We start from the raw sequence: 18,749 nt of genomic DNA on the forward strand, positions 1-18,749 counted from the left end.
CTCGTCAGCGCCGCGTGCGAGTCCGCACCGCCTGCGCCCGTTGCGGGCGCGCAGCGGTGAGCGCGGCGGCTCCGAGCCCGACCACGAGCAGGGCCCCGAGTGCGAACGGCACGCTGATCGAGGCATCCCGCCCGGTCGCGGGCAGCCCGGCGCGCGCGCCCTCGTCGCCCGACGCCGTCGCGGCCGGAGCCGTCGTCCGCACGAGCAGCGTCGTCGAACGCGTGCCCGACGATGCGCCGACGAGCTCGAGCAGGTGCGGCCCGGGGATCGTGCCGGCCGGGACGACGAGGTCGACCTCGACCCGCCCGTCGGCATCCGCCGACGTCGAGGTCAGCTCGGCGCCGTCGAGCCGGACGACGACCTGCTCTTGCGGCGCGAAGCCGGGACTCGACGCATGCAGGGGCTCTCCGCCCCCGACCTCGTCCGCACTCAGCAGAACCGACACGACCCGCAGCGAGAACGTCGTCGACGGATCCGACCCGCCTTCCACGCTCGCGGTGACCAGGACGCTCCCGGCGGTGTCGCCGGCGAGGAGCTGCGGCGAGACCGCGGTCCCGTCCGAGCCGGTCGTGGCCGCCGCCGCGAGCACGCCGCCGACGAACGTCACGGGACCCGGCGGGATCGTGAACGTCACCGAGGCCCCGGTCACCGGGTCGCCGAGCTGATCCGCGACGAGTGTCTCGAGCGGCAACGGGAACGCCTCGCCCACGAACGTCGTCTGGCCCTCGCCCGACACCGCAGCCGCCGTCGTCGGCGCGAGCGGCACGATCTCGAGCTGGAAGACGACGAGGTTCGACGTGCTGCCGCCGCTCGCGACTTGCGCCGACACCTCGAACGCACCGGTCACGTCGCCCGCGAGCAACGGCGGCGAGGTCGCGAACCCGTTGACGTCGATCGGCACGGACACACCCGAGAGCTGACCGGTCTCGGTGACGAACACCGCGTTCCCGCCGTCGACGAGGAACTCGACGCTCGCGCCCGCCCAGTCGTCGGCGCCCTGCATGCGGGTCATGAGCGGCTCGGCGAACTGCAGACCCGGTGTGATCTGCTGATCGCCGCCGCTCCACACCTCGATCGTCAGCTGCTCGGGCGGCTCCTCTGCAGACGCCGGCACCGCGCCCGACAGACCGGCCGCCCCGACCGCCCAAAGTCCGCCGATCACGATGAACGCGATCAGCCAAGTCAGTCCGGCGCGTCGACGCCGACTGCGTGTCGGGTGCACGCGTGCAGAATACGACGGGATCCCCGACCGCCGCCAGTGCAGGCGCCGGCGACGCCCACGCTCGGCGCAGAAGCCGAGCGGATCGGCTGACTCACTGTCAATACCCGGCGCCCTCCCAGTTCAGGGTTCAGGAGAATTGCATCACGTTCGGGTAATGTCTGCGCAACGAGGGACAACGGCGTCCTTCACCCCACGACACCGACCCGAGTCATCCGACACCGTACCTCGCGAGCCGCGGCCTTCCCGAGCCGCGACTCAGCGATCGAGGTCACCGACGAGCACCGTCGCGACGTCGCACGCGTTCCCGCCCGCACGTCGACGATCCCGCAGCGGCCACGATCGACCGAGCACCGACCGACGCAGGAAGAGACGCCCATGCACGCACCCGCCGGACTCTCGCACGCCCCGAGCACGGCACGGACGTGAACGCGGCATGGTGGATCGCGATCGCGATCGCGGTCTGGCTCCTCATCGCGTTCGCCGGCGTCGCACTCTTCGCAGGCGCCAAGAAGCAGCGCGCGCGATTCGAGGAACACGCGGCAGAGACGGCCGCCCACGAATCCGGCATCCCCGCCGACACCTCGTCTGAGGCAGCACGTCGCGACGGCGGAGAGACCGACGAACCCGCGGCGTAGCCCGCGGGCACGGTGCCCCGGAGATCAACTCGGAAACTCGAAACGCCCCGGTCGTTGACCGGGGCGTTTCGACTTCTGAGCCGCCTAAGGGAATCGAACCCTTGACCTATTCATTACGAGTGAATCGCTCTGCCGTCTGAGCTAAGGCGGCGTGACACGCTCGCTGTTCACGAACGGGCACGATCACCAATACTAGCGGATTCTCGAAGCGCCTTTGACCACGTCAGCACTTCGGGTCGGCCTCGGGAACCACGCCGTCGACGAAGTATCGCTCGACTGCGTCGTTCACGCACGAGTTCGACTTGTTGTAGGCGGTGTGGCCTTCGCCGTCGTAGCTCACGAGCACGCCGCTCTCGAGCTGGTCGGCGAGGGCGACCGCCCACTCGTACGGCGTCGCGGGATCGCCGGTCGTGCCGATCACGATGATGGGAGCGGCGCCTTCGGCGTGGATGGGAGCCCGCACGGCCTCGCTCGGCACGGGCCAGTCGATGCACGCGAGGTCGCCGAACCCGAAGTACGGGCCGATGACGGGCGCGGCGGCGGCGATCTCGGCGGCGCGCTCGCGCATGACCGACACGTCGTCCTGGTATTCGTAGTCGAGACAGTTGATGGCGTTGAACGCCTCGGTCGAGTTGTCGAGATACGTGCCGTCGGCGCTTCGGCCGTTGTAGGCGTCGGCGAGGGTGAGCGCGAAGTCGGCCTCGCCGAACTGCACCGACGTGAACAGGTCGTTGAGGTACGTCCACAGCTCGGGGCTGTACAGCGGGTAGATGATCGCCGTGATGAAGGTGTCGGCGCCCACCTCGCGCCCGTCGGTGCCGCGCAGCGGGCTCCGGTCGACCGAGGCGATGAGGTCGGAGATCTCGGCCATCGCGTCGTCGACCGACCCGTCGAACGGGCAATCCGTGCCCGTCATGCAGTCGGCGAGGTACGCCTCGAGCGCGCCCTCGAACCCGATCGCCTGCGCCTTCGTGATCTCGGTGTCGCTCTTCGAGGGGTCCAGCGCGCCGTCGAGCACGAGCCGGCCGACCTTCTCGGGGAAGAGTTCGGCGTAGGTCGCCCCGAGGAACGTGCCGTACGAGTAGCCGAGGTAGTTGAGCTTCTCGTCGCCGAGCACGGCGCGCAGGAGGTCGAGGTCGCGTGCCGCGCTCTTCGTGTCGACGTTGGCGAGGAGTTCGCCCGTGTTCTCCGCGCACGCCGCGCCGAACTCCGTGCGGCGCTCGCGCATCTCGGCGATCCACGCGTCGGAGCCGCGTTCTTCGGGCGAGATGCCGTAGAGGTACTCGTCCATCTCGGGGGCGTCGAAACAGGCCACGGCCGACGATCGGCCGACGCCGCGCGGGTCGAATCCGACGACGTCGAAGTGGTCGATGAGCGGCTGGCCTACCGCGTACGTGAGCGAGTCCTTGACGAAGTCGTAGCCTGACCCGCCGGGCCCGCCGGGGTTCACGAGCAGCGAGCCGAGGCGCTCCCCCGACGCGACGTGCCGTACGAGCGCGAGCTCGATCTCACCGGCCGACGGGTCGTTCCAGTCGAGCGGCGCCTTGGCTGTCGTGCACCCCATGCGGTCGCCGCACTGCTCCCACGTGAGCACCTGCCCGTAGAACGGCTCGAGCTCGGCCGACACCTCTTCACCCGTCGGCGTCGACGTGTGCGGCCCGGCGCCGCCGCCGAACCACGACGGCACGCAGCCGCTCATGAGCAGTGCCACGACCGCCGCCGTCGCGGCGAACGCCGCCCTCGCCCGTGCGCGCCGGATCATGCGACCTCGCTTCTCTCTGATGGTCTGCGGATGGCCGAGACGAGCATGGCCTCGAGCGCGAGCACGGGCTGCACGTTGCCGTCGATGCGCGTGCGCGCGGTCTGGACGGCGTCGAGCGTCGCGAGCGTTCGCGCGGGTGTGGCGGATGTCGCGGCGCGGTCGATCTCGGACGCGAGCTCGCGGTTCACGAGCGGCACGTCGGCGCCGAGTTGGACGACGAGCACGTCGCGGTAGAGCGAGCCGAGGTCGACGAGGATGCGGTCGATGCCGTCGCGGAGGCTCCTCGTCGCCCGGCGCTTCTGATCGTCTTCGAGGGCCTTGATCTGGGCGCGGAGCGCCGGGGGATCGCCTGCCCGGGTGCGAGCCCGAGCGAGCGAAGGGCGTGCTCGCGCTCTTCGGCGTCACGGAGTTCGGCGATCGCCTTGGCGTCGTCGCCCGCGATCTCGAGCAGGCGCGCGGCCGTGCGCACGGCCGACGGCGTCGAGCGCACCTCGAGGGCGAGCTTCAACGTCTCGTCGCGCCGCGACCGGGCCTCGTCGCTCGTCGCGAGCCTCCTGGCCATGCCGATGTGGCTCTGCGCTTCGCGCGCAGCGCGCTCGGCGACCACGGGATCGACGCCGTCGCGGCGCACGAGGAGGGCTGCGACATCCGCGATCGACGGCACCTGGAGGCGCACCGAACGCACGCGCGAGCGGATCGTCGGAAGCAAGTCGGCCTCGCTCGGCGCGCACAGCACCCAGACCGTGCGCTCGGGCGGCTCTTCGAGCTCCTTGAGCAGCACGTTCGACGCGTGCTCGGCCATGCGGTCGGCGTCTTCGACGATGATGACGCGGTACTTGCCGACGCTCGGCGAGTAGTGCGAGCGCCGCACCACGTCGCGGATGTCGGCGATCTTGATGATGACGCCCTCGGTCGCGAGCACGTCGAGGTCGGGGTGGCTGCGCGCGTCGACCTGGATGCGCGTCGGCTCGTCGCCGTCGGGATGACCCGAGATGAGCGCCGTCGCGAACGCGTACGCGAGATTCGAACGCCCCGAGCCGGGAGGGCCCGTGATGAGCCACGAGTGGGTCATGCGCTGCGAAGAACCGTCAGCGCCGACGAGGCTCGCCGCGACCGCCGCGTCGCGCAGCAGCGCGATCGCGGTGTCTTGCCCCGTCATTTCGCTCCACACGCTCACCCGGTCAACGGTACCCGTGCCGGATGACATCGACGCGGCCGCGCGATCGCTCACGCGAGCGCCCGCACGCGCGCAGCTGCGTCGGCTGGGGCGAGTCGCGTCACAGGAGCGCCGCGATGCGGGAGCGGATGTCCCGAGCGAGCTCATCGACCGGCCGCGCCGCATCGACGACGAGGAACCGCTCGGGCTCGGCCTCGGCGAGATCGAGGTACGCCTCGCGGACGCGCCCGTGGAACTCGGCGGCCTCGGCCTCGAGCCGGTCGTACCGCGTGCGTGCGGCGTCGAGCCGCCCGCGGGCCGCCGCCGGGTCGAGGTCGAGCAGGATCGTCAGGTCTGGCAGCAGCCCCTCGGTCGCCCACTCCGACAGCCGCCGCACCTCGCCGGGGTCGAGTACGCGCCCGGCGCCCTGGTACGCGACCGACGAGTCGAGGTACCGGTCTTGGATCACGACCGCACCGCGTTCGAGTGCGGGCCGCACGACCGTCGCGACGTGGTGCGCGCGATCGGCGGCGTAGAGCAGCGCCTCGGCTCGCGGCGAGATGTCGCCGCGGTGGTGCAGCACGAGCTCGCGGATCTCGAGCCCGACATCGCTGCCGCCCGGCTCGCGGGTGCGAACGACCTCGCGACCCTGCCCCGTGAGCCACTCGCGCAGGAGCTCGGCCTGGGTCGTCTTGCCGACGCCGTCGCCGCCCTCGAGCGTGACGAACAGCCCTCGGGTCACGCGTCGCCCTTCTTCGGCGCGGCCTTGCGCGTCGTGGCGGGCTTCTTGGCCGCGGCCGCCGGCTTCTTCGCGGCCGGCTTCTTGGCCGCAGCCGCGGGCTTCTTCGCCGCCGTCGCCCGCGTCGCGCGCGGCTTCGCCGGGCCCTTGTCGCGCTTGATCTGCAACAGCTCGACGGCACGATCGAAGGTGAGCTCTTCGACCGAGTCGCCGCGCGGAATCGTCGCGTTCGTCTCGCCGTCGGTCACGTACGGGCCGAATCGGCCGTCCTTGACCTTGATGGGCTTGCCGCTCACGGGGTCGGCCTCGAACTCCTTGAGCGCGCTCGACGCCCGGCGGTTGCCGTACTTCGGCTGCGCGTAGAGCTCGATCGCCCCGTCGAGGTCGATCTCGAAGATCGCGTCCTCGCTCGGAAGCGTGCGGGTGTCGGTGCCCTTCTTGAGGTACGGGCCGTATCGACCGTTCTGCGCCGTGATCTCGTCGCCCGACTCGGGGTCGAGACCGACGATGCGCGGCAGGTCGAGGAGCTTCAGCGCGGTCTGGAGGTCGACCTCTTCGGGCTGCATCGACTTGAAGAGCGACGCAGTGCGAGGCTTGGGCGCGGCCGCCTTCTTGGGCGCGCGCTTCGGCTTGGGCGCTTCCACGACTTCGCCGGTCGCCGGGTCGACGACGTCGCCGGATGCCTCGGGCTCGGCCTCTTCGGGTTCGACCTCGGTCACGTACGGGCCGAAGCGGCCGACCTTCACGACGACCTGCTTGCCGTCGGTCGGGTTGAGCCCGAGCACCCGGTCGGTCTGCACGGGCGCTTCGGCGAGCTCGCGCGCCTTGGCGGGCGTGAGCTCGTCGGGAGCGAGGTCTTCGGGCAGGTTGACGCGCTTGGGCTGGTCGTCGGGACCGGCGTCGGGGTCTTCGACCTCGAGGTACGGGCCGTACTTGCCGATGCGGAGCGCGATGCCCGGCGCGATGCCGACCGTGTTGATCTCGCGCGCGTCGATGTCGCCGAGGTTGTCGACGACCTGGCGGAGGCCGCGGTGCTTGTCGCCGCCGAAGTAGAACTCGTTGAGCCAGTCGACCCGGTCGGCCTCGCCCGACGCGATGCGGTCGAGGTCGTCTTCCATCTCGGCCGTGAAGTCGTACTCGACGAGGTCGCCGAAGTGCTCTTCGAGCAGCCGCACGACCGAGAACGCCGTCCAGCTCGGCACGAGCGCCTGCCCCCGCCGCGTGACGTAGCCGCGGTCGAGGATCGTCGAGATGATCGACGCGAACGTCGACGGGCGGCCGATGCCGAGCTCTTCGAGGCGCTTCACGAGGCTCGCCTCGGTGTAGCGCGGCGGCGGGCTCGTCTCGTGGCCCTTCGCGTCGAGGTCGGCGAGGCCGACGGCCTGGCCTTCCTTCAGCACGGGGAGCTTCGCTTCGCCGGGCTCGGCGTCGCCGTCGCGGTCCTCGTCGCGGCTCTCCTCGTAGGCCGCGAGGAACCCACGGAAGGTGATGACCGTACCGCTCGCCGTGAACTCGGCGATCGTGCCCGCGATCGGCGCGGTCGCGCCCTCGGGCGCGGAGGCATCCTGCGCCGTCGGACCGACCTCGAGCGTGACGGTCGCCGTCTGTCCCTTCGCGTCGGCCATCTGCGAGGCGACCGTGCGCTTCCAGATGAGGTCGTACAGCTTGAACTCGCTGCCGCGGAGGCTCTTCTCGAGCTCGGCGGGCGTGCGGAACACCTCGCCCGACGGGCGGATCGCCTCGTGCGCCTCTTGCGCGTTCTTCGACTTGCCCGTGTAGGCGCGGGGCTTGTCGGGGATCGAGTCGGCGCCGTAGAGCTTCGCAGCCTGGTCGCGCGCCGCCTTGACGGCCTGCGCCGAGAGCGACACCGAGTCGGTGCGCATATAGGTGATGTAGCCGTTCTCGTAGAGCGACTGGGCGACGCGCATCGTGTCGCGCGCCGAGAGGCGGAGCTTGCGGGCGGCCTCCTGCTGGAGCGTCGACGTCGTGAACGGAGCCGCCGGCCGGCGCGAGTAGGGCTTCGACTCGACCTTCGAGACGCGGCGCGCCACGGTGTCGTCGCGGAGCGCGGCGGCGAGCGCGGTCGCGGTCGTCTCGTCGAGGACGACGGCCTTGCCGGTCAGCCGACCGAGGTCGTCGAAGTCGCGGCCGGTCGCGACGCGCTCGCCCGCGAGGCGCACGAGTCGGGCGTCGAAGGCCGACTCGTCGGTCGTGAACCGCCCGATGAGGTCCCAATAGCCCGCGGCGACGAACGCGAGGCGCTCGCGCTCGCGGTCGACGACGAGGCGGGTCGCAGCCGACTGCACGCGGCCGGCCGAGAGGCCCGGGCCGACCTTGCGCCACAGGACGGGCGAGACCTCGTAGCCGTAGAGGCGGTCGAGGATGCGCCGCGTCTCCTGCGCGTCGACGAGCGACGTGTCGAGCTCGCGCGTGTGGTCTTTCGCGGCGAGGATCGCGTCCTTCGTGATCTCGTGGAAGACCATGCGCCGCACGGGCACCTTGGGCTTCAGCTCTTGGAGCAGGTGCCATGCGATGGCTTCGCCTTCGCGGTCTTCATCGGTGGCGAGCAGGAGTTCGTCGGCGTTCTTGAGCGCGCGCTTGAGCTCGGCGACGGTCTTCTTCTTCGAGTCGGACACGACGTAGTACGGCTCGAAGCCGTTCTCGACGTCGACCGAGAACTTGCCGAGCGAGCCCTTCTTGAGCTCGGCCGGGAGGTTCTTCGGCTCGATGAGGTCGCGGATGTGACCGACCGAGGACAGCACCTCGTATCCGTCGCCCAGGTACTGGGCGATGGACTTCATCTTGGTCGGCGACTCGACGATGACCAATTTCTTCGCGCCTGACACAGACTCCTCTTAATCCACTTGAAAGCGAGAACGCACTGGATGCCGCGCCCCCGAGCGGTGTGCTCGCCGGCACGCTCCGACGCGTGACCGACAGCCACACCATACACAGTCCGGCGGTGAGACCGCCGACGTTCGATACGGGCGAACATGTCGGGCGCGCCCTCCCGGGCCGGTTTCCGTCACACGCGGAAGGCCCCCTTGCGGTCGCCGGGCGGCGGAGGAGAATGGCGGCATGGACACGACATCCGCGGTGTCGTACACCGCAAAACTCATCGACGGTCCGCTCGAAGGTCGCACCGTCGCGACCGCGTTCCTCGACTCGGGCGATCCTCAGGCGCGGATCGAACTGAACGCCGACGGCGGCAAGCGCTACGTCTACTCGCGCGCGGGCGGCCTCGAGTTCGACGGTGCCGACTCCGACCGCCCGACGGCCGTGGAGTACCGCTTCATCGAGACCGTCTTCGACTGAGGCGCGACGGGCGACTTCACCGCAGCGGCCTCACGGCGGCGGCGGTCCGGCGCGCGCTCGCGCCGTGACGGGGAAGAGCGCGGCGGTGAGGCGAACGGCGACGGATGCCTCGAGCCCGTCGATCTCGCACGAGACGACCTCGGCTCCGCCGCGGCGGGCGACCCGCCCCGCGAGTTCGCACGCGGAGCCCGAGGTCGCGACCGCTCCCGACGTCGCGTCGGCCGCGGCGAGCGCTGCGGCGTCGGCAGCATTCGCAGCGCGCTGCGTGTCGACGAGGATCGCGAGGACGGGCACGATGCCGACGACGAGTGCGACGACCGCGCCGATGACGGCGAGTGCGAGCACGGAGCCTGCGCCGCGGTCGTCGGCGAGCCGGTGTCGCAGCCGTCTCACGCCCCGCCTCCGACCGCGCACGACTCCGCCGAGAGCACGAGGCCGGCGAACAGGCCGCCGCCCGACGCCCTGAGCGTCGCGCACACGAACACGCCGTCTTCGGCGACGTCGAGCGAGGTCGCCCGCCCGGCCACTCGGTCGGCGATCGCGTGCGCCGTCGCGGCGGATTCGCCGCGCGCGAGCGCGCGGGCGGCGTCGGCCGAGGCATCCGTCAATCGCACTTGACCCTCGACGACGTGGACGGCGCCGAGGCACGCGGCGAGCACGAGGGCGACGGCGGGCAGCGCGACCGCGAGTTCGGCGGTCGCGCTGCCGCGCTCGCGGTCACCCGACGGTGAGCGCATTCCGCACGAGGTCGGTGAGGATCTGGCGCACCTCGTCGCCGCGCAGGATGACGACGAGGAGGCCGGCGAAGCCGACGGCGGCCATCGTCGCGACGGCGTACTCGGCCGTCGCGGCGCCGCGGTCGCCCGCGAGACGGCGGAGCACGCGGCGCGCGAGCGCACGAGCGGGGCGGGGCCGAGCGGATGCCTCGGGTGCGTCGAGTCGGGTTTCAGGTGCGGTTCGGTCGTGCATGGGCGGTTCCTTTCGTCGTGGCCGCAGAGCGGCCTGGGTGATCGGCACGAGTCGGTGGGGCGTCACGGGGCCTCGAGGAGGGTGCCCGTGACGACGGAGAGCATGAGCGGCGCGACGCCGAGGAGCACGAACGCGGGCAGCACGCACACGCCGAGCGGAAGGAGAAGGCGCACGGCGAGGGTTTCGGCGCGCTGGAGTCCGCTCGCGCGCGCGTCGCGGCGGAGCCGCGCGGCGTCGGCCCGCAGGAGTTCCGCGACGGGGGCGCCTGCACGCGTCGAGAGCGCGACGGTCGCGTCGACCGAGGGGTGGCCGGATGCCTCGGGCACGCTGCCCGCGAGCGCGGCGCGCACGAGGTCGCGGGCGCGGCCCAGCGGCAGTCCTCCCGTCATCGCGACGGCGAGGAGTTCGGATTCGAGCCCGGGCCAGGTCGGCGTGCGCGACGCCGTGGCCGCGAGCGACGCGTTCCACCGGGTGCCGGCGACGAGCAGCGCAGCGCCGACCCCGGCGCACGCGAGGCCGAGGGGCGAGCCCGTGAGCACGCCGAGCGTGTCGAATCCGAGCAGCACTCCGAACCCGACCGCGACGAGCGGGAGTGCCGCGACCATGCGCGCGCTCGCGCGCGGCCCCGCAAGCGCCGTCGACACCGTGCGCGCGAGGTGCGCCTCGTCGCGCAGCGCGTCGGCGATCGAGCGAAGCGTCTGGCCGAGCGGAGCTCCCGCCTCGACGGCGACCCGCCAGGCCGCGGCGAGCGCGAGCCACGCGCGCGACGTCGCCGCCGTCTCGGCCGAGTCCGAGCGGCGCGTGCTGCGCGTCGTGCGAGTCTTCATCTCCGCCTCGCCTGCGAGCGTTCCGATGATCGCCTCGTCGACGGGCTCGCCGGCCTCCGCGGCGAGCGCCGCGGCCCCGGCGACGAGGACCGGGACCGCGACCCGGCCGGTCGCTCCCGTCGACGGCGAGCCCGAGGCATCCGTCGCCTGCTCTTCGCGGAGCGCGTCGGCGAGGAGCCGCCAGGCGAGCGCGGGCGAGACGCCGACGCCGAGGAGCACCGCGAGGCGTTCGGCGACCGTCGCAGCCGTCTCGCACGCGTCGGCCGCGGACGCTCGGCGGCGCGGACGCGCCCACGCCGGAAGACGCGTGAGCGAGTGCGCACCGCCCGTCACGAGACCGTCTCCACGACGAGCCGCCCGCCGTCGAGTCGGAGGGCTCCGATGCCGGCGATCACCCGCTCGTCGTCGCGCCGTTCGAGGTGCACGACGAGGTCGAGCGCGCTCGCGGCGAGCCTTGCGACGGCCTCGGCCGAGAGCCCGATGCCCGCGCCGAGCGCTTCGAGTCGGGCGGGCACGTCGTCGAGCGAGTTCGCGTGCAGGGTGCCGGCACCGCCGTCGTGCCCGGTGTTGAGGGCGCCGAGGAGTTCGCGGAGCTCCGGCCCGCGGCACTCCCCCACGACGATCCGATCGGGTCGCATGCGGAGCGCCTCGCGCACGAGCGCGTCGAGGCCGACGTGCCCGCGCCCCTCGAGGTTGGGCTGGCGCGCTTCGAGTCCGACGACATGCGGGTGGTCGATCGAGAGTTCGGCGACGTCTTCGACGACGACGATGCGCTCGGTCGCCGGGACCTCGGCGAGCAGTGCCGCGAGGAGGGTCGTCTTGCCGCTGCCCGCCGCCCCGGTCATCAACACGTTCTCGCGGCGTGCGACGGCGGCGCGCAAGCGCGCGAGGTGCCCGGGCGAGGGCACGAGGTCGGCGAGCGTGCGACCGGCGGCGCGCGGCACGCGCACCGAGATGGTCGTGCCGCCCGTCGCGATGGGCGGCAGGACGGCGTGCACGCGGATGCCCCGGCCGAGTCGCACATCGACGGCGGGTGCCGCTTCGTCGAGGTGACGACCGCCCGCGGCGACGAGCCGGGTCGCGAGGGCGCGCACCTCGGGCTCGTCGGCGGCCCAGTCGACGACGCGCTCGGCGCCCGCGCCGCGATCGATCCAGAGTCCGCGCGAGCCGTTGACGAAGAGGTCGGTGACGGCGCCGCGCGCGGCGTACGGCGCGAGCGGGCCGAGCACGGCGAGCGCGTCGTCGGCGCCGCCGGATGCCTCGGGCTGCACGCCTGCGAGCGTGACGACGTGCGGCACCGGCCCCGAGGGCGTCGGCACCTCGGGCGGCAGCCACGACGGGCGGGCGACGAAGGGTGCGGACATGCCCGAAACGTATGCGCGCGGAGCGCGACGCATCCGCTCGCGTGAGACATCCGTGGACGAACCCCGAGACCCGGCCGCCTGTGGAGGAGTCCCCAGCGCCCCGCGAGCGCCCGCGAGAACAACATGTGACGATTCCCCATGAAGGCTAGGTCGCGCGCCCGCGCGCCCGTACGCTCGATCCATGTTCGCTCGGACCAGGCGACGCCCGACCGTCGCGGTGCTCGTCGCCGCGGCCGCTGCGATCGCCTCGCTCGCGGCCCTCTCGGGGTGCGCGGCCGCCGCTCCGCCCGCTCCGACCGAGACCTCGACCCCCGCTCCGACCCCGACCGCGACCGCCCTTCCCGCGATGACGACCCTCGAGTCGGTCATCGGCGCGCAGCGCGAGCATCCGGTGCTGACCGTCACCGGGCCCGCCGAGCCGCTCGCGGGCGAGCAGGCCCAGCAGGTGACCTATCCGAGCGGCGGCATCACGGTCGCGGGCGTGCTGCGGACGCCTCCGGGGCTTTCCGGCCCGGCACCCGTCGCGATCGTCATCCACGGCGCGGTCAACCCCGAGAGGTACGAGTCGGGGCACGACCGGCCGAGCGAGCAGCGTGCGCTCCTGGCGGCCGGCTTCCTCGTGCTTGCCGTCGACCTCCGCGGGTTCGGCGCGTCCGACCCGGCGAACGTCGCCGACAGCCTGACGGTCGACCCGGGCTTCGGATGGCCCGTGGTGCTCGATTGGGGGATGGCGCTCGACGTCGCCAACGCGATGCGGCTCGCCGCCGACGGGCAGCTCCCGGGGCCGATCCGTCGCGCATCGCCCTCGTCGGGCACTCGCTCGGCGGGCTCCTCGCGATCGACGGCGCGCTCGTCGAGCCCGACCTCCCGGGCATCGTCATCGCGTTGAACCCGGCGCCCGTCGACCTGTCGTTCGCGCTCGAGGAGTCGGGCCTCCTGGAGGCCACAGGTGCGCCCACCCTCTCGCCCGAAGACCTCGAGGGGCTCGAGGCGGGGTCTGCGCTGCCGTTTTTCGGGCGGGCGCACGCGCCGCTCGTCATCGTGCACGGCTCGGCCGACGACCTCATCCCGGTCTCGTGGTCGCAGCGCACGGTCGATGCGTGGAACGCCGCCGGCCCGCGGGCGGATCTGGTCGTCGTCGACGGTGCCGATCATGGGCTCGAGCCGCACCTGCAGGAGGTCGCGGGCATCGTCGTCGGGGCCGCCATGTCGGCACTCGGGTGAGGCAGGGCGACCTTTCCGACGACCGGTCACTCCCCCTTCGGGGGTCATGACAGTCCCTCAGCTTCCTCGATAGGCTCGCACTCTGAAGACCGCATCGACGCCGAGACCCGGAGCGATCGCACGGACTGCATGCAGGTGGGCCCTCCACATCGGCATCGGGCGTATTCCGCTCGACGGACGGTGGAAGGGGAACAACGGGGTGAGCGTTCCGCAAGCACCACGCGTCGCGGTGGTCCTCCGCCACGGACTGAACCCCGACCGCTGGCGGGAGCGGCACGAACGCGGCGAGGTCGTCGACGAGACGCCCTACGGGTACCACCTCGCGGGCGACGAGTTCGACCTCGTCTGGTCGACCGACCACGCGGAGAGCGGCCTCGCGCGACGTTGGCGGTCCGCCGTGCGGAAGGCGCTCGGCTTCGACCTCGTCCACGTCTGGCGGAACCGCGCGATCATCGCAGGCGCCGACGTCGTCTGGACCCACACCGAACGCGAGCACCTCGCCGTCGCACTCCTGAAGCGCCTCCGTCCGAACACCTACCGCGCGGCGCTCCTCGCGCAGTCGATCTGGCTGTGGGACGACTGGCCCGACCTTCCGGCCGCGCGCCGCGCGCTGTGGTCGCGACTCCTCCCCGAAGCGTGGATCGAGGTCGTGCACAGCCGACTGAACCTCGAGCGGTCGCGGACTGCGGTTCCCGGCCGGCGCACGGCGCTCCTGCCGTTCGGCACCCACTTCGCGACGGCGCGGATGGATCGCGCGAGCGCCGCCGCAGGCGCCGGCGCCGAGGCATCCGCCCGCCCTCGCGTCCTCGTCATCGGCAACGACCGCCACCGCGACTGGCCGCTCCTCGTCGAAGCCGCCGCGCGTCGCCCGCAACTCGACTTCGAGATCCTCTCGCTCGCAGACGCGGTGCGGGCGCTCTCCTGGCCCGCGAACGCGACGGTCCGCTCCTTCCACCAGCGGGAGATCGTCGAGACGCGATACGCCGAGGCCGACGTCGTCGCGATCCCGCTCCTTTCGAACGTGCACGTGTCGGGCTGCACGGTCGCGATCGAGGCGCGCTCGGCAGGCGTGCCGGTCGTCGCGACCGACGTCGGCGGCATCGACGACTACCTCGAAGGCGCCGTCGCCGCGCTCGTCCCCGAGGGCGACGTCGACGCGTTCGTGGCCGCGATCGACCGCTTCCTCGACGCCCCGCGACCCTCCGCCGACGACCTCGCCGAGGCGGCACGCGCAGCCGCCGAGCACGGCATCGAGCACCTCGACTACGTCGAGCGCTACGCAGCCCTCACGCGCGCGATCTTCGCTGGCGAAGAGCCGCCCGAGCAGGCTTCGAGATTCGAGCGGATGCCTCGGGCCGCCGCCCGAACGGAGGCGACGACATGAACCCGGTCGACCTCCTGAACGGCGCGCAGCGCGCCCGCGACGCCCTGTTCACGCGCCTCGCGGCACCCGGCTTCGCGCACTTCGGAAAGGGCTCGCGCATCCTCTTGCCGACACGGCTCTCGGGCACCGAGCACATGAGCGTCGGCGACAAGGTGCTCATCGGAGCGCAGTCGTGGCTCATCGTGCCCGAGCAGCGCGAGCCCGGGCCGAACATCGTCCTCCACGACCGCGTGCGCATGAATCAGACCTCGATCTCGGCCGTCGCGCGCGTCGAGCTCGAAGAGGCCGTCGCGATCGCCCGCGGCTGCTACATCTCCGACCACTCGCACGGGTTCGACGATCCCGACCTCCCCATCCGCGACCAGCCGCTCGGCCGCGTCGCGCCCGTCCTCATCAAACGGGGCGCGTGGCTCGGGCAGAACGTCGTCGTGCTGCCGGGCGTCACGATCGGACGCGGAGCGGTCATCGGCGCGGGCAGCGTCGTGCGCAGCGACATCCCCGACCGCACCGTCGCCGCGGGCGCGCCCGCGCGAATCCTCAGGGAGCTGCCATGAGCCGGGCCGAGGCGCCTTCGACCCACCCGACCCCGACGAGTGCGGGCGCCGCCGGGGACTACGTCTTCACGTTTTCGTACGAGTCGTACGCCGACGCGAGCAAGCGCGGCATGATGCGCCCGCCCGACCGGCTCGTGAGCCGCCTCATGACGAGCCCCGACGTGCGGCGGCTGCTCATCGCCGACCCGTTCCGGTCGTCGCGGACGAGATGGGGGCGGGCCATCCTCGACATCGGCAACAACGCGCCCGTCGACGACCGGATCCGCCACGTCGCGCCCGAGCGTCTCGAGAAGGCCGACCCGACCGACCTCGCCGAGATCGAGGCGACCTACCGCGCGTACGAGTCGGCGGTGCGGGCCGCGGCCGACACGGCCGGGCTCGTCCGCCCCCGTTTCATCACCGCGAACCCCCTCGTCGGCGGCTTCAGCGCGCTCGACTGGGCCGGCCCGGCGCTCTACTACGGGCGCGACGACTGGCTGAGTTCGCCCGCGCGCAAGCGCTACTGGCCCGCCTACGAAGAGGCCTACCGGCGCATCGCCGCGAGCGGCCGCGCGGTCGCCGCGGTCTCCGAGGAGATCATCGAGCGCATCGCACCGACCGGCCCGCACGCCGTCGTGCCGAACGGCATCGACCCCGACGAGTGGCTCGGCCCGCAGCCCGAGCCTCCGTCGTGGTTCGCGAAGATCCCCGGCCCGCGCGCGGTCTACGTCGGCACCCTCGACTCGCGGCTCGACACCGAGGGCCTCTCACGCCTCGCGACGAGCCGCCCCGACCTCCACATCGTGCTCGTCGGCCCGCGCCCCGACCGCTCGTACCTCGCGGAGCTCCGAACCCACCCGAACGTCCACGTGCACCGCGACGTCAAGCGCCGCGCGATCTCCGCGATCCTGCGCAACGCCGAGCTCACCCTCCTGGCGCACCGCCGCACGCCCCTCACCGAGGCGATGAGCCCGCTGAAGCTCTACGAGTACCTCGCCGCAGGCCGGGCCGTCCTCGCGACCGACCTGCGTCCGGTGCGGGGCCTCGGCGACCGCGTGCTCGTCGCCGACTCGGTCTCCGACTTCGCCGATCTCGTCGACCCGGCGCTCGCGCTCGGGATCGAGTCCGAACCCCGACGCCGCGCCTTCGTCGACGAGAACGCGTGGTCCGCCCGGCACGAGCGCATCCTCGCCCTCCTCCGCACCTGAACCCGAACCCGCACGCGGCCCCGCGCCGCGACCGATCCCAGAGGAGTCCCGCAGATGCCCGCACGCGGAACCGCGACCGACGACATCCTGCTCGTGTGCTCGGGCGGCGGGCACCTCCGACAGCTCGCGGGGTTCGTCGACCGCATGAGCATCCCGATCGAGCGGCAATTCTGGGTGACGTTCGACAACCAGCTCAGCCGGTCCATCCTCTCGGGCCGCCGCGTGCTGCACATGCCGTTCATCGGGCCACGCGACCTCCGCCACTTCTCCGAAGCGCTCTGGCACTCTCCCGGCGTGTTCCGCGAGCGGCGATTCGCCGAGGCGATCAGCACGGGGTCGAGCCCGGCTGTCGCCTTCCTCCCGCAGGCGGCGGTGCGAGGCATCCCGTCGTACTACATCGAGAGCGCCGCCCGGGCGGACGGGCCATCGCTGACGGGCAAGCTCCTTGCCCGGATCCGCCCGATCCGGACGTTCACGCAGTACCCGTCGTGGGCCGACGGGCGGTGGCGGTTCCGCGGGTCGATCTTCGACGAGTTCGAGCCGTTCGGACGGCCGCAGGCCGCGCGCACGCCGCGCACGGCCGTCGTCACGGTCGGCACGCAGGAGGGGTATCCGTTCGAGCGGATGCTGCTGGCGGTGAAGCCGCTCGTCGCGGACTTCGACGAGGTGCTGTGGCAGACGGGCGATGCGGATGTCTCGCGGCTCGGCATCGACGGCGTCGCGAGCCTGCCCCACGACGACCTGGCGCACGCGATCGAGCATGCCGACGTCGTGATCTCGCACGCGGGCGTCGGATCGGCGCTCACCGCGCTGCGCGCGGGCAAGCATCCGATCCTCGTCCCTCGCGAGGCCGCGCACGGCGAGCACGTCGACGACCACCAGGTGCAGATCGCCCGCGAGCTCGAGCGTCGGGGCCTTGCCACCCTCAGAGCGGTCGATAGACTTGCATACATCGACCTCGAGACGGCAGCCGGCCGTTCGGTCGGGACGACGACGCCGCCGCCATTCGAGCTACACGACCCCGCGGGAGTGCATTGACAGAGCTGACTCGTCGGGAGATCCTCGGGATCGCGGCGACGGTCGCGGTCGGGGCAGCGGCGACGGCGGTCGTGACGACGGTTCCGCTCTGGTCGCCGTGGCCGCCGCGCAACCCCGACGAGCCGTATGCGGGTCCGACCGGCAATCCGCTGCCGACGCACAGCGCGCCGCCGGCCGAGCCGACCGCCGAGCCGACCGTCGCGGCGCCCGCGACGGGCTCTCCCGTGGGGCGCCCCGGCACGAGCGTGCGCCCCGTGCTCGCGACGTCGTACGGGCCGAACGGCACGCACTTCCCCGTCGAGGTTGCCTGGCCCGGCGAGAAGTTCGAGCACGATTACGTCGTCGACGCGGACTGGATCGTCATCGCCCGCGCCCTGCAGAGCCTCGAGCCCGAGGAGGTCGCCGCGGGCGTCGTGATCCGCGTGCGCCCCGGCACCCTGCCGGGCGGCGGCGACAAGTCGTCGTCGACCGTCGCGCTCGGCAGCGTCGGCAACCCCGCGTGGACCCGCAATGTGCTCATCTGCCCCGAGAAGGGCTACGGCACGGTCGTGATCGACCGCGCCGGGATCCGGCTCGACCAGTGCGCGCGCATCTCGCTCTTCGGCTTCGTCTCCGAGGGCGGACTCGCGATCACCCGCTGCCTCGAGCTCCAGATCGGCTGGGGCCGGTTCGCGTCGGCGAACGTCACGCGCGGCGGCCGCAACATCGCGTTCTACGAGGTCATCCTCGGCTTCCGCCGCAACGACGACGACACCGCGGGCGTGCGGCCGACCGAGACGTACGAGATGTCGGGCATCGCGCGGTACGGGTGCGTCTACGGCCCGTCGGTGAAGTCCGAGGCGAGCGGGTCGCACTGCGACACCGTGCAGATCGAGGGCACGAGCGAGCTCATGTTCGGGCCGTTCACGAGCGTCGACTGCGTCGACTACGGCTCGTCGAACGCCGCCGAGCTCCTCCACACGCGGCTCGTGTACGCCGAGTACCGGCACTGCCTCATCCTCGCGGGCCAGCTGCCGTGGCAGGTCTTCCCGCTCCAGCCGGGCGACTACGCGGGCGACCCCAACGCGTTCGCGGGCGGATGCCTCGATGTGCGCCTGTACGACTCGGTCGTCGCGGGCGCGGTGGGCCGCATGGGGTTCACCGACGTGCAGAACACGCGCTTGAGCTACTCGCCTCAGGGCTCGCAGCAGCCGGCGTCGGGCAGGTGGAGCGTCGACGGGAGCGTCGCCGGGTGGGGCGCCGGCCAGATCATGGGCATGCAGGCCGTGCCCGACTACGAGCCTGCGACGCTCGCCGCGCTGTGGAAGTGGTGAGCGCGGAGAAGGAGTCGTGAGCTCTGCGGTGGGTTCTGCAGGCTGCGGCGAGGTCTGCTC

18 protein-coding genes, 1 tRNA gene and 1 pseudogene are annotated in these 18,749 nt (G+C 72.3%); 9 read left to right on the forward strand and 11 right to left on the reverse strand.

Features of this window, described 5'->3' with window-relative positions; translation table 11 throughout:
- Positions 1–4: 4 nt before the first annotated feature.
- On the reverse strand, positions 5–1,222 hold the full coding sequence (locus ET445_RS16340; protein ID WP_129192212.1) for an Ig-like domain-containing protein: 1,218 nt from the start codon (positions 1,220–1,222) through the stop codon (positions 5–7).
- Between the two features lie 422 nt (positions 1,223–1,644).
- On the opposite strand from ET445_RS16340, the gene ET445_RS16345 reads away from it, so the two are divergent.
- On the forward strand, positions 1,645–1,857 hold the full coding sequence (locus ET445_RS16345; protein ID WP_129192213.1) for a hypothetical protein: 213 nt from the start codon (positions 1,645–1,647) through the stop codon (positions 1,855–1,857).
- Positions 1,858–1,935: 78 nt separating this feature from the next.
- On the opposite strand, the gene ET445_RS16350 is transcribed toward ET445_RS16345, so the two are convergent.
- The 5 genes and pseudogenes from ET445_RS16350 to topA all read right to left on the reverse strand — a co-directional run bounded on the left by ET445_RS16350 (position 1,936) and on the right by topA (position 8,360).
- Positions 1,936–2,008, reverse strand: a tRNA-Thr gene (locus tag ET445_RS16350).
- Positions 2,009–2,080: 72 nt separating this feature from the next.
- Entirely contained in the window at positions 2,081–3,619 is a 1,539-nt protein-coding gene (locus ET445_RS16355) for an alpha/beta hydrolase (RefSeq protein ID WP_129192214.1), read from the reverse strand.
- Positions 3,616–4,796 (reverse strand): annotated as a pseudogene (locus ET445_RS16360) (DNA polymerase III subunit delta'). The gene ET445_RS16355 and the pseudogene ET445_RS16360 overlap by 4 nt, the downstream one beginning before the upstream one ends.
- A gap of 100 nt (positions 4,797–4,896) precedes the next feature.
- Entirely contained in the window at positions 4,897–5,517 is a 621-nt protein-coding gene (gene tmk / locus ET445_RS18170; RefSeq protein WP_243695243.1) for a dTMP kinase, read from the reverse strand.
- Complete coding sequence (gene topA, locus ET445_RS16365; RefSeq protein WP_129192215.1) at positions 5,514–8,360, reverse strand: type I DNA topoisomerase; 2,847 nt, start codon at positions 8,358–8,360, stop codon at positions 5,514–5,516. Before topA ends, tmk begins: the two co-directional genes overlap by 4 nt.
- Positions 8,361–8,592: 232 nt before the next feature.
- On the opposite strand from topA, the gene ET445_RS16370 reads away from it, so the two are divergent.
- On the forward strand, positions 8,593–8,829 hold the full coding sequence (locus tag ET445_RS16370) for a hypothetical protein (RefSeq protein ID WP_129192216.1): 237 nt from the start codon (positions 8,593–8,595) through the stop codon (positions 8,827–8,829).
- 30 nt (positions 8,830–8,859) lie between these two features.
- Here the strand turns inward: ET445_RS16370 and ET445_RS16375 are convergent, their stop codons facing one another.
- The 5 genes from ET445_RS16375 to ET445_RS16395 all read right to left on the reverse strand — a co-directional run bounded on the left by ET445_RS16375 (position 8,860) and on the right by ET445_RS16395 (position 11,989).
- On the reverse strand, positions 8,860–9,222 hold the full coding sequence (locus ET445_RS16375) for an Rv3654c family TadE-like protein (RefSeq protein ID WP_243695244.1): 363 nt from the start codon (positions 9,220–9,222) through the stop codon (positions 8,860–8,862).
- On the reverse strand, positions 9,219–9,566 hold the full coding sequence (locus tag ET445_RS16380; protein ID WP_129192217.1) for a TadE family type IV pilus minor pilin: 348 nt from the start codon (positions 9,564–9,566) through the stop codon (positions 9,219–9,221). Before ET445_RS16380 ends, ET445_RS16375 begins: the two co-directional genes overlap by 4 nt.
- Positions 9,547–9,798: a DUF4244 domain-containing protein gene (locus tag ET445_RS16385; protein ID WP_129192218.1), complete on the reverse strand. Its 252-nt coding sequence runs from the start codon at positions 9,796–9,798 to the stop codon at positions 9,547–9,549. The genes ET445_RS16380 and ET445_RS16385 overlap by 20 nt, the downstream gene beginning before the upstream one ends.
- Before the next feature lie 62 nt (positions 9,799–9,860).
- Positions 9,861–10,958, reverse strand: coding sequence for a type II secretion system F family protein (locus tag ET445_RS16390; protein ID WP_129192219.1), 1,098 nt, complete (start codon positions 10,956–10,958; stop codon positions 9,861–9,863).
- The gene (locus ET445_RS16395) at positions 10,955–11,989 is read right to left on the reverse strand and encodes a TadA family conjugal transfer-associated ATPase (protein ID WP_243695245.1); all 1,035 of its coding nucleotides are present in this window, start codon (positions 11,987–11,989) and stop codon (positions 10,955–10,957) included. The genes ET445_RS16390 and ET445_RS16395 overlap by 4 nt, the downstream gene beginning before the upstream one ends.
- Before the next feature lie 181 nt (positions 11,990–12,170).
- On the opposite strand from ET445_RS16395, the gene ET445_RS18175 reads away from it, so the two are divergent.
- The 7 genes from ET445_RS18175 (at position 12,171) to ET445_RS16425 (ending at position 18,689) form a co-directional block, all read left to right on the forward strand.
- Complete coding sequence (locus tag ET445_RS18175) at positions 12,171–12,878, forward strand: alpha/beta hydrolase family protein (RefSeq protein ID WP_243695246.1); 708 nt, start codon at positions 12,171–12,173, stop codon at positions 12,876–12,878.
- Complete coding sequence (locus tag ET445_RS17370; protein WP_243695431.1) at positions 12,827–13,213, forward strand: alpha/beta hydrolase family protein; 387 nt, start codon at positions 12,827–12,829, stop codon at positions 13,211–13,213. Before ET445_RS18175 ends, ET445_RS17370 begins: the two co-directional genes overlap by 52 nt.
- A 199-nt stretch (positions 13,214–13,412) precedes the next feature.
- Positions 13,413–14,597, forward strand: a complete 1,185-nt coding sequence (locus ET445_RS16405) for a glycosyltransferase (protein WP_129192222.1) — start codon at positions 13,413–13,415, stop codon at positions 14,595–14,597.
- Positions 14,594–15,151 carry an acyltransferase gene (locus tag ET445_RS16410; protein ID WP_129192223.1) on the forward strand — a complete coding sequence of 186 codons (558 nt, stop codon included), beginning with the start codon at positions 14,594–14,596 and terminating at the stop codon, positions 15,149–15,151. The genes ET445_RS16405 and ET445_RS16410 overlap by 4 nt, the downstream gene beginning before the upstream one ends.
- The gene (locus ET445_RS16415; RefSeq protein ID WP_129192224.1) at positions 15,148–16,338 is read left to right on the forward strand and encodes a glycosyltransferase; all 1,191 of its coding nucleotides are present in this window, start codon (positions 15,148–15,150) and stop codon (positions 16,336–16,338) included. The genes ET445_RS16410 and ET445_RS16415 overlap by 4 nt, the downstream gene beginning before the upstream one ends.
- A 54-nt stretch (positions 16,339–16,392) precedes the next feature.
- Entirely contained in the window at positions 16,393–17,376 is a 984-nt protein-coding gene (locus ET445_RS16420) for a glycosyltransferase (RefSeq protein ID WP_129192225.1), read from the forward strand.
- A complete protein-coding gene (locus ET445_RS16425) occupies positions 17,373–18,689 on the forward strand; it encodes a hypothetical protein (RefSeq protein WP_129192226.1) in 1,317 nt (438 codons plus the stop codon). Before ET445_RS16420 ends, ET445_RS16425 begins: the two co-directional genes overlap by 4 nt.
- The last annotated feature ends 60 nt before the right edge of the window (positions 18,690–18,749 follow it).

Origin of the sequence: Agromyces protaetiae (assembly GCF_004135405.1) — a bacterium.
Lineage (GTDB): Bacteria > Actinomycetota > Actinomycetes > Actinomycetales > Microbacteriaceae > Agromyces > Agromyces protaetiae.

Coding starts and splice junctions, on each gene's coding strand:
- ET445_RS16355 (WP_129192214.1), bottom strand. CDS start 3,619: ATGATCCGGCGCGCACGGGCGAGGGCGGCGTTCGCCGCGACGGCGGCG.
- ET445_RS16370 (WP_129192216.1), top strand. CDS start 8,593: ATGGACACGACATCCGCGGTGTCGTACACCGCAAAACTCATCGACGGT.
- ET445_RS16380 (WP_129192217.1), bottom strand. CDS start 9,566: ATGCGCTCACCGTCGGGTGACCGCGAGCGCGGCAGCGCGACCGCCGAA.
- ET445_RS16385 (WP_129192218.1), bottom strand. CDS start 9,798: ATGCACGACCGAACCGCACCTGAAACCCGACTCGACGCACCCGAGGCA.
- ET445_RS16395 (WP_243695245.1), bottom strand. CDS start 11,989: ATGTCCGCACCCTTCGTCGCCCGCCCGTCGTGGCTGCCGCCCGAGGTG.
- ET445_RS18175 (WP_243695246.1), top strand. CDS start 12,171: ATGTTCGCTCGGACCAGGCGACGCCCGACCGTCGCGGTGCTCGTCGCC.
- ET445_RS16410 (WP_129192223.1), top strand. CDS start 14,594: ATGAACCCGGTCGACCTCCTGAACGGCGCGCAGCGCGCCCGCGACGCC.
- ET445_RS16415 (WP_129192224.1), top strand. CDS start 15,148: ATGAGCCGGGCCGAGGCGCCTTCGACCCACCCGACCCCGACGAGTGCG.
- ET445_RS16420 (WP_129192225.1), top strand. CDS start 16,393: ATGCCCGCACGCGGAACCGCGACCGACGACATCCTGCTCGTGTGCTCG.